The 14,603-nt window shown below is 43.4% G+C and carries 9 protein-coding genes and 1 pseudogene; 7 read left to right on the forward strand and 3 right to left on the reverse strand.

The features are described from left to right. Positions 1–24 precede the first annotated feature (24 nt). Positions 25–1,422 (forward strand): hypothetical protein, encoded by a 1,398-nt coding sequence (locus FIS9605_RS0105850; protein ID WP_026731749.1) that lies wholly within the window; start codon positions 25–27, stop codon positions 1,420–1,422. 699 nt (positions 1,423–2,121) lie between these two features. On the opposite strand, the gene FIS9605_RS0105855 is transcribed toward FIS9605_RS0105850, so the two are convergent. After that, positions 2,122–4,707 (reverse strand): tetratricopeptide repeat protein, encoded by a 2,586-nt coding sequence (locus FIS9605_RS0105855; RefSeq protein WP_026731750.1) that lies wholly within the window; start codon positions 4,705–4,707, stop codon positions 2,122–2,124. 511 nt (positions 4,708–5,218) lie between these two features. Between FIS9605_RS0105855 and FIS9605_RS0105865 the strand changes: the two genes are divergently transcribed. Further along, the gene (locus tag FIS9605_RS0105865; RefSeq protein WP_035139416.1) at positions 5,219–6,694 is read left to right on the forward strand and encodes a catalase; all 1,476 of its coding nucleotides are present in this window, start codon (positions 5,219–5,221) and stop codon (positions 6,692–6,694) included. Positions 6,695–7,171: 477 nt separating this feature from the next. Here the strand turns inward: FIS9605_RS0105865 and FIS9605_RS0105875 are convergent, their stop codons facing one another. After that, positions 7,172–8,836 (reverse strand): ArnT family glycosyltransferase, encoded by a 1,665-nt coding sequence (locus tag FIS9605_RS0105875; RefSeq protein ID WP_026731753.1) that lies wholly within the window; start codon positions 8,834–8,836, stop codon positions 7,172–7,174. Positions 8,837–9,011: 175 nt separating this feature from the next. Between FIS9605_RS0105875 and FIS9605_RS0105880 the strand changes: the two genes are divergently transcribed. The 5 genes and pseudogenes from FIS9605_RS0105880 (at position 9,012) to FIS9605_RS36360 (ending at position 13,738) form a co-directional block, all read left to right on the forward strand. Beyond that, positions 9,012–9,662: a class I SAM-dependent methyltransferase gene (locus FIS9605_RS0105880; RefSeq protein WP_026731754.1), complete on the forward strand. Its 651-nt coding sequence runs from the start codon at positions 9,012–9,014 to the stop codon at positions 9,660–9,662. A 208-nt stretch (positions 9,663–9,870) separates the two neighbouring features. Continuing rightward, positions 9,871–10,383 (forward strand): hypothetical protein, encoded by a 513-nt coding sequence (locus FIS9605_RS0105885; protein ID WP_026731755.1) that lies wholly within the window; start codon positions 9,871–9,873, stop codon positions 10,381–10,383. Positions 10,384–10,470: 87 nt separating this feature from the next. After that, positions 10,471–11,358 carry a hypothetical protein gene (locus FIS9605_RS0105890; RefSeq protein ID WP_026731756.1) on the forward strand — a complete coding sequence of 296 codons (888 nt, stop codon included), beginning with the start codon at positions 10,471–10,473 and terminating at the stop codon, positions 11,356–11,358. 346 nt (positions 11,359–11,704) lie between these two features. Next, on the forward strand, positions 11,705–12,823 hold the full coding sequence (alr, locus tag FIS9605_RS0105895) for an alanine racemase (protein ID WP_026731757.1): 1,119 nt from the start codon (positions 11,705–11,707) through the stop codon (positions 12,821–12,823). A gap of 321 nt (positions 12,824–13,144) precedes the next feature. After that, positions 13,145–13,738 (forward strand): annotated as a pseudogene (locus FIS9605_RS36360) (Uma2 family endonuclease). Between the two features lie 2 nt (positions 13,739–13,740). On the opposite strand, the gene FIS9605_RS0105905 reads toward FIS9605_RS36360, so the two are convergent. Further along, positions 13,741–14,469, reverse strand: a complete 729-nt coding sequence (locus FIS9605_RS0105905; protein ID WP_026731758.1) for a hypothetical protein — start codon at positions 14,467–14,469, stop codon at positions 13,741–13,743. Positions 14,470–14,603: the final 134 nt, after the last annotated feature.

The raw sequence follows: 14,603 nt of genomic DNA on the forward strand, positions 1-14,603 counted from the left end.
GCATAATTCTACGAGAATTCCCCTATGTCTGAACCAGCTCAAGGTATTCTAGGGATACCTGACCTTACGCATCCTACCGAACTTGTTCAATTTGGAACTCATGCACTCAAAGCATCGCTGTTATTGGTATTTTTAGTCGTAGCCTTGGGAATTGCGATCGCTCTCATCAACTTTTCCCTACGTCGCCATCAGCCGGAACAAGCCATTTTTACTGACGAATGGGCAATTCGTTACTCGCAAATATTAGCAGGATTGCAGCATTTCGCTCTGATATTAATTTTGTTGGTGGGAGGATTTTTTCTTTGCTCTACTTTGGCTAATAGATATCATCATTGGGAACAAGCAAAGGTGGCACAAGTAGCAGAAAGTGTTGCTGGTGACAGGCTAGAACAAATTGCACCGCAAGTACGCTATGTAGTTAAAGTACCATACACCTACACCACTCAAGTTAATGGCAAGATTGTCAATGTCAACGAGACACGAGAAGAAAACCGCTACCTGACACTGGCTGGTTCGCAAATACAGGTAAAAATTGACCAAACCTCAGATGTTCAAAATCGTCGTGCAGTGTATCGTGTAGATTATGCAGCTGACTACAAAGTCATCAATCAGCTTCAAGATATTGATAGGTTTTTCTTTGAAGTACCACCACCTAACGGCTACTCACTACTTTCTAGCTACAAAGTAGAACGCGATCGCACTAGGCTACAACAAACTAATCCAGGTGACTACGGTTTTCCCTTCCGCTTGCAACCAGGGGAAGAAACCAGCTTTCGAGTCACCTACAAGGCTCAAGGGGGATCGCGCTGGGTTTATAGTGCAGATGGACAGTTACTGCAAAATTTCCGCTTAGTAGCAAATGCTAACTTTCCAGGAGGGGATTTTGCTAGCGGTATAGTACCAAATGAGATCGCAGGCGAAGGACAAAGCACCCGTTTTACTTGGGTATTTGATGACAATGTTTCAGTTAAAAATCCATTTGGAGTGTTTACAAACACTAACCCTATTCGTCACACTGGCATTCTTCCCCGGCTTTTATTGCTAGCACCAGCGTTATTTCTGTGGTGGATATTGTTACTATACTTATCCATACCGATGAGTCTGAAAAATATAGCTGTTGCTGGCGGTATATTCTTTGCCTGTCTGTTGGCTTTGACTTATATAAGTCGTGTCATGAATGCCCAGTTTGCTTGGACTTTGATTTCACTCGTTTTACTAGCACTGACATGGGGGTTAGGATCAAACGTTCGTGCTTCCCTTGCTGCTGTTATCTGCACGATTGCAGGGGCAGTGTTACCTGTGTTTGGATTATTAGTACCGTATAGTGGCCTTACCCTCAGCTTAGCAGGCTTGCTTTCAGCGATTTGGTTAGCGGTTCGTCACTGGTATGGCTGGCGTAGGCTACAACCGCAAGACCGTTGATAACATTAGTAGTCATTAGTCATTAGTCATTGGTCATTGGTCAGTGGTTAATAAGTAGAAAGGCATAAATAAACTAAAAACGAGGCGGGCTAGAAGCCCACCCCACAATATTATTAAAGCTCTTGTGGGGTGGGCATCCTGCCCGCCCGTATAAAATACAAGATATTTTACGTTTAATTATGTTGACCTACTTAGTTAGTATTTATTGAACCTGGTAACGAGAGTGTTGCGCTTGCCTGGGGGCTGTTACATAGGCGTGCAAGATGTAAAGAATTAAAAGACAATGATTTGCGATCGCAACATATGGAGCAATACGGTTCAGTTAAGGTTTAGATCCCCCCTAGCCCCCCTTGAAAAGGGGGGAACTGAAGTCTTGAAGTCCCCCTTTTTAAGGGGGATTTAGGGGGATCTTTAAAGATTGAATTGTACTAACTGAACTGTATTGACATACAGAGTGCCAAAGTAATTTCACAACAAGCGTCGTTGGGATCAATTCACCAGTTGTTACTTCAAAACAAGCTGTCGTTAGATCGCAACAAGTTGTCCTTAGATCGCAACAAGTTGTCCTTAGATCGCAACAAGCTGTCGTTAGATCACAACAAGCTGTCGTTAGATCACAACAAGTTGTCGTTAGATCGCAAACACTAAAAACTAGATAACGAACTTTGTGGCATAAGATATAGCTGTAGCTAACTGCAACTATCCATTCGTAATCAACGCCTGAAACCGCCTATCTGGGAGAATTCTTTCAAAATCTGAGTCGGTTTTTGCCATCTCTCGGCATTCAGGATTGAGGTTAATGGCTTGTTTCAAGTTCTCAAGTGTCAAGTCAATATTTTCTTGCAAAGCATAGCAGCAAGCCTTGTCATAATGAGCGCTAAAGGAATCAGGAGCAAGTTCAATGGCTTTGTTCAGGCTGAGAAGTGCCTGTTCATAACAACCTAACTGATTCAGTGCATTGCCTCGGTTATACCAAGCTTGATGATAGTCAGGTTTGATTGCCAGTACCTTGTCGTAAGAAGCAACTGCTTCCTCGTAGCACCCCAAGCTTGCCAGTGCTAGACCCCAGTTATACCAGGCTTGGTAATAGTCAGGCTTGAGTGCCGCTGCTTGATCGTAAGAGGCAGCAGCTTCCTTGTAGTGCCCCAACAGGTACAGCGCATTGCCCCGGTTATACCAAGCTTGATGATAATCAGGCTTAATTGCCAGCGCTTTGTCACAAGATGCGATCGCCTCTTTATAAAGACCTAACAAGTACAGCGCTACGCTGCGATTGTACCAAACTTGCTCTAGGTCAGGCTTGATCAGCAGAACTTTGTCATAGGAGGCAACCGTCTCCTCGTAGCGCCCCAAGAAATACAGCGCATTGCCCCGGTTGTACCAAGCTTGGTAATAGTCGGGTTTGATTGCCAGTGCTTTGTTGCAAGAAGCAAATACTTCCTCGTAACGCTTCAAGTTACCAAGTGCTACACCCCGGCTATACCAGGCTTGGTAATAGTCAGGCTTGATTGCCAGCGCTTTGTCATAGGAGGCAACCGCTTTCTCATAGCACCCTAAGTTCGCCAGTACTAGACCCCGACTATACCAAGCTTGGTAATAGTCAGGCTTAATTGCTAGTGCTTTGTCATAGGAGGCAACTGCTTCCTCGTAGCGTCCTAAGTTTCCTAGTGCTAGACCCCGGCTATACCAGGCTTGGTAATAGTCGGGCTTAATTACCAGCCCTTTGTTGTAGGAGGCAATTGCTTCCTCGTAGCGTCCCAAAACGTACAACGCGACACCTCGGTTGTAGTAGGCTGGCTCTTGGTCAGGCTTAATTGCTAGTGCTTTGTCATAGGAGGTAACTGCTTCCTCGTAGCGTCCTAATAAGTACAGCCCTAAGCTGCGGTTATACCAAGCTTGATCTAGCTCAGGTTTGATTGCCAGTGCTTTTTCATAGGAGGCAACTGCTTCTTCGTGGCGTCCTAATAAGTATAGTGCGACACCTCTGTAAAACCAAATTTCAGAGATTTCAGGGTAAAAATTGATGAGCTTGTTGAAACAAGTTAAGGCTGCTTGTGAGCAATTTAAATTTAACAGTTGCCTGCCAAAATCAAAGAGCGAACCCAAAATTTTCTGAGGGTATCTATCTGCAATTTCCAAAACCAAAGAGGATAGAGGACGGATATATTCACCCGTCTCTACTTGCCTGCCTTTAGCTTCAATCTGCCCTTTGCGGGGACTGAGAATGCGTTCAGTTTCAATCAAATAATTTAGTGCTTTAGGAAGTTGCCAGCGATGCCACAACTGCTGTGAAGAGTTCCCTTGTACCATCAATAGAGTAGTTGGTTCTAGGATGAATCGCTCAAGCGAGATATGAAGTTGTTGCAGCAAGTCTACTGCGTCGTAAATATATCGGCTAGCAGAATATTTTTTGACTGCATCTCCATAACACTTTTCCCAGATACCCTTGCCAGATTCAATGTAATTACTAGATGTTAAGGGCAAACCTCTGTTTCTCAATCGACGCAGATTCTCAACCACATTTGTAAATGTGCTGTTATTTTTCTCAGCGATGAGTGAATAGTCCTCTTCCTTAACATCTATTTGGGATCGGGAAGCAGTATCACTCAATAACTGAACTATTGCTTCTTTTTCTGGTTCTGGTAATTCGTAAACCTCAAAGCGCTGCCACCATTGCTGATAGTATCTCTCCCATTCCAGTTTTTCCCATTCGCTTGGTTCTCCTAATATTTCTGAGTCTCTTTCATTCCGGGCGGTGGCAATGACTCGCACTTTTGCTTGACCGTAGAACTTTTCATAAACTTCTAAAACTCGCCCCAGTCGTTCTTGTAAGGGTAGCATTAAAGGGGCTAATTCACATTTCACAAGTCTTGGGTATAGGCTATGCATCCTCTGATTGAGATCGTCAAGAAAAAACAGCAACTTGCGATTAGTACCAATCTTTTGCAGCTGTTCTTTCGTTGGTTCATCTATCCATCCGTCTGATTTTAGCCACAGAACTGTCCAGCCCTCTCGGTTATAAATTTGGGCTAATTCTGCTGCTTCTCGTGTCTTCCCCAATCCTGTTCGCCCAACAATTAAAAGCCAGCGGAATTCTTCTAATTTATTTTCTAATTCCCGCCGGATATTTCGATGAGCTTGTCGCATCTGATAAGGAATGCATGAGTCTCTGAGGGGATCGTTGTCATCCGTACCGAAAACTACGGACAGCACGTTTCCATTGGGTTTTATGACCTCAAAGGGAAAAGTTGAAGGAGGAACTTGCCTAATCCGCCTCTGTTGCATGTATCACCACAAGAGTCTAACAACAGCAGTAATTCAAGACATGAGAACCGTCGAGAGAATATTAATTCCTCGTGGTCTTGATGGAATTTCTCAATCGCCCACCCTTTGGCTTGAAGGTCTAAGCCAAACAACATTCAATTGGCGTATTTACATTCTGTTTTTTAAAATTTGAGCGAGTTACTAGAACTATTATCCCATAACTCAATGAACACAAAGTTAACTTAGATTAACTAAGTTAGAGCAAGATAACTGCTTGATATTGGCTAAAACATATTCGTTACAAAATTTGAGCGATCGCACGCCATCTGTGCCAAAAAAGTTCTTACATCTTAAAAAAAACTTAAGTTGCAGTTAAACTCATCTATTTCACCTTGTCAAAACCTTTGTTGAAAATCAACACTGTAATAAGCAGCGAGCTGAGCAGTAGTCAGTAACCCCTCAGTCTCACGTCCCCTTAACTTAGTGCTATTCGATAGCATTCCTTTTTCGACTAACTATTAAGGGTTAAATCATGGACAACGAGAAAGAAATACTCACAACAGATGCCGGAATTCCAGTCAGCGATAATCAAAACTCACTCACTGCTGGGCCACGCGGCCCGCTGTTGATGCAGGATTTTTATCTGATTGAGAAAATGGCTCACTTCAACCGCGAACGCATCCCAGAACGGGTTGTTCACGCCAAAGGTTCGGGAGCCTACGGTACTTTTACTGTCACTAATGATATCACTCAATACACCAAAGCGAAACTCTTCTCACAAGTCGGCAAACAAACTGAAATACTGGCAAGGTTTTCTACGGTAGCTGGTGAGCGTGGTGCTGCTGACGCCGAACGGGATGTACGGGGCTTTGCCGTTAAGTTCTATACAGAAGAAGGCAACTGGGATATGGTCGGCAATAATACTCCGGTCTTCTTCGTGCGCGATCCCCTCAAGTTTAGTGACTTCATTCACACCCAAAAACGCGATCCCCAGACCAATCTCCGCAGTAGCACGGCAATGTGGGATTTTTGGTCTCTCTCGCCAGAGAGTCTGCATCAGCTGACAATTCTATTTAGCGATCGCGGACTGCCTAAAAGCTATCGCCACATGAATGGCTACGGCAGCCACACGTATAGTTTTATTAATGCAGCCAATGAGCGATTCTGGGTCAAGTTCCACTTTAAGACCATGCAAGGACATGATTACTTGACCAATGAAGAAGGTGCTAAAGTCGTAGGTGAAGATCGCGAAAGTTTTCAGCGCGATCTGTTCTATGCAATTGAAGGTGGTGACTATCCCAAGTGGCGCTTCATGGTTCAGATTATGCCGGAAGCAGATGCTGAGAAAACACCTTACAATCCCTTCGATTTAACCAAGGTGTGGCCGCACAAAGATTACCCACTCATTGAGGTAGGCATTCTCGAACTCAATCGCAATCCAGAAAACTATTTTGCAGAGATCGAGCAATCAGCCTTTGCTCCTTCCAATGTTGTACCAGGTATTTCATTCAGTCCAGACAAGATGCTGCAAGCACGCATTCTGTCCTACACTGACGCCCATCGCTATCGACTCGGAGTCAATTACGAACACCTACCCGTCAACTGTCCCCATGCAACCAAGGCACACACCTATCATCGTGATGGTTCCATGCGCTTTGATCGTAACGGTGGTGGATCGGTAAATTATGAACCAAACAGCTTTAACGGCCCGGTAGAAGATCCGCGTTATAAGGAACCACCACTGAAGATTTCTGGGGACGGCGATCGCTACGATCATCGCGAAGGCAACGACGATTACACCCAGGCAGGCAATCTTTTCCGCTTACTAGCGGAAGATGGAAAGCAAAGGCTTTGCCATAATATTGCAGCCACGATGCAGGGTGTACCGCAGTTCATCATTGAACGGCAACTTGCACACTTTGCTAAAGCCGATCCCGCATATGGTGAAGGCGTTGCTAAGGCACTCGGTCTTTCACCGAAGCAAACACAAGCACCTACAAAAGTCTAGTAATATCAACCCTCACCCTGTCCTGTCGGACACCCCTCTCCCAACTTGGGAGAGGGGCAGTTCTTGTGAGGGTAAATACAATAACTAATCAAAAGGCACTCGGTCTTTCACCGAAGCAAGCACAAGCACCTACAAAAGTCTAGTAATATCAACCCTCACCCCGTCCTGTCGGACACCCCTCTCCCAAGTTGGGAGAGGGGCAGGGGTGAGGGTAAATACGATCACTAATCAAACGGATTTGATATAAATTTGTGGGGTGGGCGTCTCGCCCGCCCAGTTTATTGATGTAAGATCCCCAACGCAGAGGTAAGCGCAAAGGGGTCCAGAGTCTTGGTGCAAAAATTTCGGGCGTTGCTGAATCATGGGATGATTTCGCCCAATTTGGGACGAATTTTCAATGGTTTCAACCGCCAATTCATCCCGCATTTATGCAACGCCAAATTTCGTTCTGAACTTATGTATGTTGTATTTAGCAGGCTAGTATGGCAGAACTTGAATCAATTGGTATTTTTGCACTGTACCGAGAACGCGATGGGGTCTAGATAAATCAGTTTCTTGTTTTGCAGAGATCCAAGCGTAGCTAGAAGCTGGCACTTCGGAAATTGTGTCTACGTCCTTTCCGTGGTGAGGAGTGTAGAAATCAAGCAGTACTCCGGTTTTGCCCCCAACTTTCACAAAGTAGATAGGGTTGTTTTGCAAAACTTGGGCGATCGCAGGCTGTGCTAAAAAAGTTCTGACATCTGGATTGTAGTCACTCAGCAAGCCGTTACTACTAGCCACAGCTAAAGCCAACCATGCCGGGATCAACCAACCAGCAAGCCAATAATTAGAGGTGAGAAAAATTTTACCAAAGCGGTAACGACCAATCCACACTAAAGGCAATATCAACCAACCACTACCTAAAGCTAAGGCTAGAGTTGCATATCTGCGGATGTCACCACTAGGCCAAATAAGAGCGATCGCACCCGCTAGCAATAATAAAATACCTAGCAAACCAAAAATATAGCTGAGATTCCGAGATAGATCCCCCCTAGCCCCCCTTAGTAAGGGGGGTAATTTACTTCCCCCCTTTTCAAGGGGGGATTGAGGGGGGATCTGATCGTAAATCTTACCCAGCCAATCTAACCCCACAGCTGCAAGCATGGCAATGAAGGGATACAGTAAAAGACTGTAGTGAGGTAAACGAGTCGAGAAAAGACTAAGCTCGACAAATAAAATGAGTGGAAAGCCAACTAGTATAAGATGGTAGCGAGGAATGGGACGACGGCAAGCTAAAAATAAACCTAAAAGACTGAAAAAAAACCAAGGAAAGGCTTTGATTGGGACATTCCATAAATAAAATAAAATTCCCTTGTCACCGCGATCGTGAGAACCTAAACGAAATACAAAATTGAGTAATTCTGCAACACTATCATTGCCGTAGCGTGAAAAGCTCAACCAAAGCCAGACAAAGGTGGGAATTAAACCTACTGCAAACCCGATATACAACATAAGGTTTGTGAGATGACGATGACGGCGATGTTCCCAAATTAGATAAGGTGACAAAGCCATCATTGGCAAAAAAATCATAAAGCTTCTAACTAAGAAACCTAAACCGAAACAAACACCGACAATAAAGCTATAAAAATAGCGAGATTTAGGATTTAATTCTGCTTTTAATAAACAAAAAATCGCTAAAAGTACCAAAAAAATCATTGGTACATCAGGTGTGCCTAAACGACAATATTGTAACCAGAGAAATTCCAAGCTCAGAATTGCACCTGCTAGCCAAGCAATTTTTTGATTAAGTAGAATTTTCCCGATTTCATAGAGAAGTATGACGCTAAAGATCCCCAAAATCATACTTGGCAAGCGCACGCTAGTTTCACTAATGCCAAACAATGTGTAAGAACTGGCAATTAACCAATAAGGGCCTGGAGTTTTATGATGGGGTTCTGACCAAGGATTAATCCAGTCTCCAGACTCAAACATCCGGCGCGATCGCCAGGCGTAAAGCCCTTCATCATGGGCCATCAAGCTACTATCACCAGAATTGAATAGCAATAATGGCAGTATCCAAAATAACAAACTGAGATAGGGAAAACCTGCCCAAAGGCGCAAACGCTGCCAAGTTGATTGAGAATGTAGTAGCTTGAATGACATTGATGTTTGTTGGTTGGTGATTGGTGGTTGTAGAGACGTGCCATGGCACGTCTCTACATTGGTTGGTGGTTGTTGATTGGTAGATGTTTGATAGACTCGCCTATTTTTCAGACTGTTTCTAATATATGTATGGTGATATACAAATTTAGGCAACACTTCTCCTAATTAGGGTTTTATGCCGCTGAGACCAGAGCAACGTAATAAACTAGACGCAACCGACGACAAGGAATTTTATTCCTTTCCGCGCTTTGTCACCCATGTAGACGAAGGTTTTATTCAACAATTAACGGATTTATACCGCGATCGCCTGCAACCCAACATGCGTATTTTAGACATGATGAGCAGTTGGGTATCTCATCTACCAGAAGAAATGCAGTTTGCCCATGTGGAGGGACACGGACTCAACGCTGAGGAACTAGCACGCAATCCCCGGTTGGATCGTTATTTCGTGCAGGATCTCAACGAAAATCCTCGTTTACCGCTTCCGGATCAAGATTTTGATGCCGTTCTCAACTGTGTGTCAGTGCAATATTTGCAATATCCAGAGGCAGTATTTTCCGAAGTTCACCGTGTTCTCAAACCAGGTGGTGTGGCAATTATCAGCTTTTCTAACCGCATGTTTTTTCAAAAGGCTATTCAAGCATGGCGGGATGCTTCGGAAGCAACCAGAGTTGAATTAGTCAAAAGCTATTTCTCTTCTGTACCAGGATTTACTACTCCAGAAGTAATAGCCCGTCAGTCACCAATACTGACTTTTCTACAGTGGTTGGGTGCTGCGGGAGGAGATCCGTTTTACGCCGTAATCGCTTACCGTGAAGTAGGGTGAGCAATGCTGTTCATCCTACGCACATAAAGATGTAATTCCAGACACTTAACATGACCAAAAACTAAATTTTCTGCTACAAGCCCGCACAAGGACAGATAATTAACTTGAAGGCCATCTCAAGAATGCAGTAGAGTACGAAGTTATACTTCTACAGCATCGCAGCCTTCTTCTCTCTTCCTTATTCCTTTAGATAAATGAGGAATCAAACATGAATTTCCCTCGTGTCCGCAGGATTTTAGCAGTTGTACTGTTATCAGTATTGCTACTGACAACAGCGTGTACTCCCAAACAACCTGGACGTTTTGACCAGGTGCAACAAGAAAGCAGCCGTCAAAAAAGTGGTCAAGCCGTTGCTAAAGACGCGACTCAGGGTAGCGAATTTAACAAATTTTTTCCTGCTGCTGAAGATGGCTACGAACGGGTATATACCCAAGAAAAAAAGGGTTTTGCTGAAGCTAAGTTGAAAAAAGACGGTAAAGAATTAGCTATGCTAGCTATTTCCGATACCACCAGCATACCTGGATCAGCAGCAAAATATGCTAATAGCACCAAACAAATCGCCGGTTATCCAGCAGTAGAAGTTGGCACTACTCAAACTTCTATATTGGTTAACGATCGCTATCAAGTGAAAGTGCTTTCTCGTTCACCGTCATTTACAGCTAGCGATCGCGAAGCTTGGCTCAAAAAATTTAACCTGGATGGACTCGCCAAACTGAAATAAAAGTTGTTGGTTGTTAGTTGATAGTTAGTTCAAGCAACAAACAACAAACAACAACCAACAAACAACAAATAAAATAAGGAGATTTTTGTGAGCAAACCGATTTTTGAGTTGGTTGACGAACTACCAACCAGTGGCTTGACTGTTTCGATGCTGAACTCACTGGATTTTGTGGCTCCTGGTCAATGGCATAATGTGGTTGGTTTTGTCAACACAATTAAAACCGTGACTGGCGAAACCGACGAAGGTTTAATTCAAGCTATTGGCGAACGAGCAATTTATCTCTACAATGACCGCTCCCAAGGATATCAGCGGGCCATGTGGCTGTACCAAACCGTTGATAGTACAGATAAAGCTCTCGGTGCAGCAGCTTTGGCTAATAAGGTAGGAGAGAGAATTCCTCTTTTAGGCTTTCTTAACTCTATCACTCCCAAAGCTGACAAAGCCCAAACCATTGACCTGTGTCTGAAATTAGTTGCCGAGTTGGTAGCATTTTGTAGCATCAACGGCATTCCTGGCGACAGCATTGGCGATTTTGTGGCATCTTTGGGTGAGTATAGCAGTGAGTCACTGATCCGCATGGTTGCATTAGTTTGCGTTGATGGTTTGATCCCCCTTGGGCCAGACTTTATTAGCAAAGCCTTGTCTACGATCAATCAGACTAGTCCCCAAGAATTAGAACAAAACAAAACTTTCCAGAACATGCAAGAGGCAATTCCAGGTAATAATTCCAGCAGCAAACTGAATTTTATTGGCGAAAGCTTTAACTCAGTTCAAGGCTGGATGAGCAATCTAGTTGCCTCGAATGGTTTAACACCCCAAAAAGTTGTTCATCACTTGCAAAATTTTGTCGAAGTTACTGATGACAGATTAGATTATTTGGGGGCGTTCCTGGATGTAGCTACGAATTACTATGAACATACAGGTACACAAACCTTAGCGCGTCGCTTGATCGAGCGAGCTGTGGCAGAAATTTAGATTGATAACTTGATGGATAATTAGTAATAAAATCTATTACTAATTATCCTTTTTAAAATAATAATTTCTCAGATGGAAAAATATTCTCAAAAAAGTAATTAATCAAACTGGAAATAAAGGGGTTGTACTCGATAATGATTGACGCGACCAAGTAGGTTGGCATAGATAACGTATTCTGCGTGGTGACTGTTAGTGGTTAGTGGTTAATGGTTAGTGGTTAATAATAAACAACCAATAACCAACTATTACCTACTAACTACTACCTACTACCTACTAACTACTATCTACTAACTGCCCTCCAACTACTTAGCAGTCAACCCTTGAAGGTGTTAACCACACAACCCCAATGAATCAGCATCATATTGAAGTAATAGTTTCTGCCAGAAACTTTAAAGACAACATTCGCTACATCCAGGATTTTGTTGCACCGGCCAAACTGTGCGTAGTGATGAAAGCAAATGCTTACGGGCATGGTTTAAAGCAATTAGCAACAACGGCAGTTGTCGCGGGAGCAGACTACATTGGTATCTGTACAAATCCAGAGGCAACGACTATCCGCGATCTAGGTTTGGATGTCAAACTTCTGCGTTTACGCATGGCGCTACCACAAGAGTTGGAAGAATCAATAAACCGCCTAAATATCGAAGAACAGGTGGGAACAATGGAAGCAGCAGAGTATTTATCTGATGCTGGTGTTAAACGCGGTAAACAAATCCCCGTGCATATCAATATTGATACGGGGATGGGTAGAAGCGGTTTCTTTTCATCCCAAATTAAGGAACTGAAGAAAGTCTGTGGACTTCCTGGTCTGTCTATTGTTGGGATTATGACTCACTTTGCCAGCGCTGATGGTAAAGACTTGACATTTACCGACAAGCAGATGGAAGACTTTTATACTGTTCGCGCTGCTCTCAACGATTACTTACCAATAGATGTGTTAACTCATACTCATAATAGTGCAGCCACAGTGCGCCTCACTCCTAAATGTAATAGTCTGGTGCGGATCGGTGCTGCCTGTTACGGAGTACGCACATCACGGGACTTTGAAAATCCCTCAGAATTGAAACCAGTGATGGCAGTGAAAACTAGGATAGCTCAGGTAAGGAAAGTACCAGCAGGAAGAAAAATTGGTTATGGTAGTTTATTCACCACTCAGCGTGATAGTTTAATTGCATCTTTACCTGTGGGATTTGGTGAGGGTTATCCGCGATCGCTATTCAATAAAGGTATTGTCTTGATTCAAGGTCATCGCTGTCCGGTGGTCGGACGAGTTTCGCTGAATATTACTACGGTAGATGTTACGGACTTGCCAAAAGAAGTAAAATGGGGTGATGAAGTGGTGCTTGTTGGTCGTCAAGGTGACGAAGAAATCACCTTTGAAGAATTAGCAGATAAGTTTGGGAGCGTACATACAGAAATCAACCTGATGGCCGGTTTTATGAACCAGGTCGGTTACTTATATTGATTCAGGTAATGGCTTTTTCCCACCCAGGCACGGCAAGCAGCCGTGCTTTTATTTTGGCGATCGCATCTAGTGGTTCATCGCATTAATTATGAGAGGTTTGTAGTGAGCGATTTATCGCTCAATTTCAAGGGCTAAAGCCCTAACTACGAACTTTCACAACTTATCAAAACTAATGCGATAGACCACTAGGTTTCGCTTTGTTGGATAAAATCCGTAGTCTTGCATGAACGTCTTCTGAAATCAATAATTACTATCCGAACGGGTACTCATAGATATCAGTAAACTAGAGATACTTGGAAAGCACCAAACAGAAGCATGACAATGGTTGCTAGTCAAAACCAAAGTTATATTTCTCCAGAAGAATATCTGCGAACAGAGGAGCAAAGCCCAATTAAGCACGAATATATTGATGGGCATGTCTACGCAATGGCAGAAGCACTCGATTCCCATGTCACCATAGCCGGAAACTTATTTGCATTACTGAGAAACCACGTCCGGGGAAAGGGATGTCGGGTTTATATCTCTGACATGAAGGTTCAGATTGAGTCACTGAATATTTTTTACTATCCTGATGTGATGGTGACTTGTGATGAGAGGGATAGAGAATCTGCTGCTTTCAAACGTTATCCTTGTTTGATTGTCGAGGTTTTGTCTAAATCAACTGAAGCGTTTGACCGAGGAGATAAGTTTGCAGACTACCAACACCTGGAAACGCTTCAATAATATGTTTTAATTAGCACAAAGCGCCAACGGATAGACTGCTTTCGTCGCAATACCGAAGGGCTGTGGGTGATGCATTCATTTACCCAGGGAGGCAAAGTGTACTTAGCCAGTGTAGACTTTTACACTAGCATTGATGAACTGTATGAAGATGTCACACTTACAGATGACGAATTAGAGATAGAGGACTCTTGAACCTATTTTGGCAATTGCAGATCCCGTGCGATCGCATCCAGATACGGTTCAAAAACTGCCAAATTCTCCAGTTTCTCAAACTTGCCTGTTGTCGATCCCGGGTCAAAAGCAGTAGTCATGACATAAAGATTTTTACCATCAAAGGTAACATAACCAAGATGTTGTTCTTGTACCCCACCTTGGCGCTTCAGTCCTACAAATCCATAGCGCATTCCCGGAAGTTTACCAACCTGTACTTGTTGTGGGGGATAGGTTGAAAAAGTAATGCGATCGCCGTAACTACCTTTACGATCTTTTTCTAAACCAGCATAGTGTTCAGTAACCCAAGCATTGAGTGCTGCTGTTAACTGAGTTTGGTACTGGGGATTTTGGTAGTCCACATTCTTAGCGGGATCAATACCAGCTTGAGCGAGCATCTTTTGAAAATTCGGCTGTTTTTCTAGCGAATAAACTCCCATCTCCACCGTTCCCAAACTTTCTCCGTTAGCAGAAACACACAACAGAGGGGCATTTCCATCACAAGGCGCAACCTGCCAATCTCTGGGAGCAGCAGTTTTCTCCAAAAGATTTTTCCAAATATTGTCCTGAGTGGAGTTAGGGGTAGTTGCAGAAGAGGTTTGGGCTACTTTTGGTGTATTTTTGCCAGAAAAGCCAGACCCAGCCAATTTTACTCCCATTGGAACCAAAACCAGCAAAATACCAGCAATGAGAACATGATAGAGTCTTAACATTTTTCTATAAATAGCAGAGTAAGAGGTTACAAATTAAAAGTAACAACAAAATATTCTGGGTATGGTTACAAATAGATCTTGTATCACTTTTTTCTAGAGTCAGCCTTACTACTGTTAGCTAAGTAAAAGGAACT

The organism is Fischerella sp. PCC 9605, assembly GCF_000517105.1.
Classification (GTDB): domain Bacteria; phylum Cyanobacteriota; class Cyanobacteriia; order Cyanobacteriales; family Nostocaceae; genus PCC9605.

Bases quoted from the DNA above. Each gene is read 5' to 3' on its own strand.
- FIS9605_RS0105850 (WP_026731749.1), top strand. From the start codon at position 25: ATGTCTGAACCAGCTCAAGGTATTCTAGGGATACCTGACCTTACGCAT.
- FIS9605_RS0105855 (WP_026731750.1), bottom strand. From the start codon at position 4,707: ATGCAACAGAGGCGGATTAGGCAAGTTCCTCCTTCAACTTTTCCCTTT.
- FIS9605_RS0105865 (WP_035139416.1), top strand. From the start codon at position 5,219: ATGGACAACGAGAAAGAAATACTCACAACAGATGCCGGAATTCCAGTC.
- FIS9605_RS0105875 (WP_026731753.1), bottom strand. From the start codon at position 8,836: ATGTCATTCAAGCTACTACATTCTCAATCAACTTGGCAGCGTTTGCGC.
- FIS9605_RS0105880 (WP_026731754.1), top strand. From the start codon at position 9,012: ATGCCGCTGAGACCAGAGCAACGTAATAAACTAGACGCAACCGACGAC.
- FIS9605_RS0105885 (WP_026731755.1), top strand. From the start codon at position 9,871: ATGAATTTCCCTCGTGTCCGCAGGATTTTAGCAGTTGTACTGTTATCA.
- alr (WP_026731757.1), top strand. From the start codon at position 11,705: ATGAATCAGCATCATATTGAAGTAATAGTTTCTGCCAGAAACTTTAAA.
- FIS9605_RS0105905 (WP_026731758.1), bottom strand. From the start codon at position 14,469: ATGTTAAGACTCTATCATGTTCTCATTGCTGGTATTTTGCTGGTTTTG.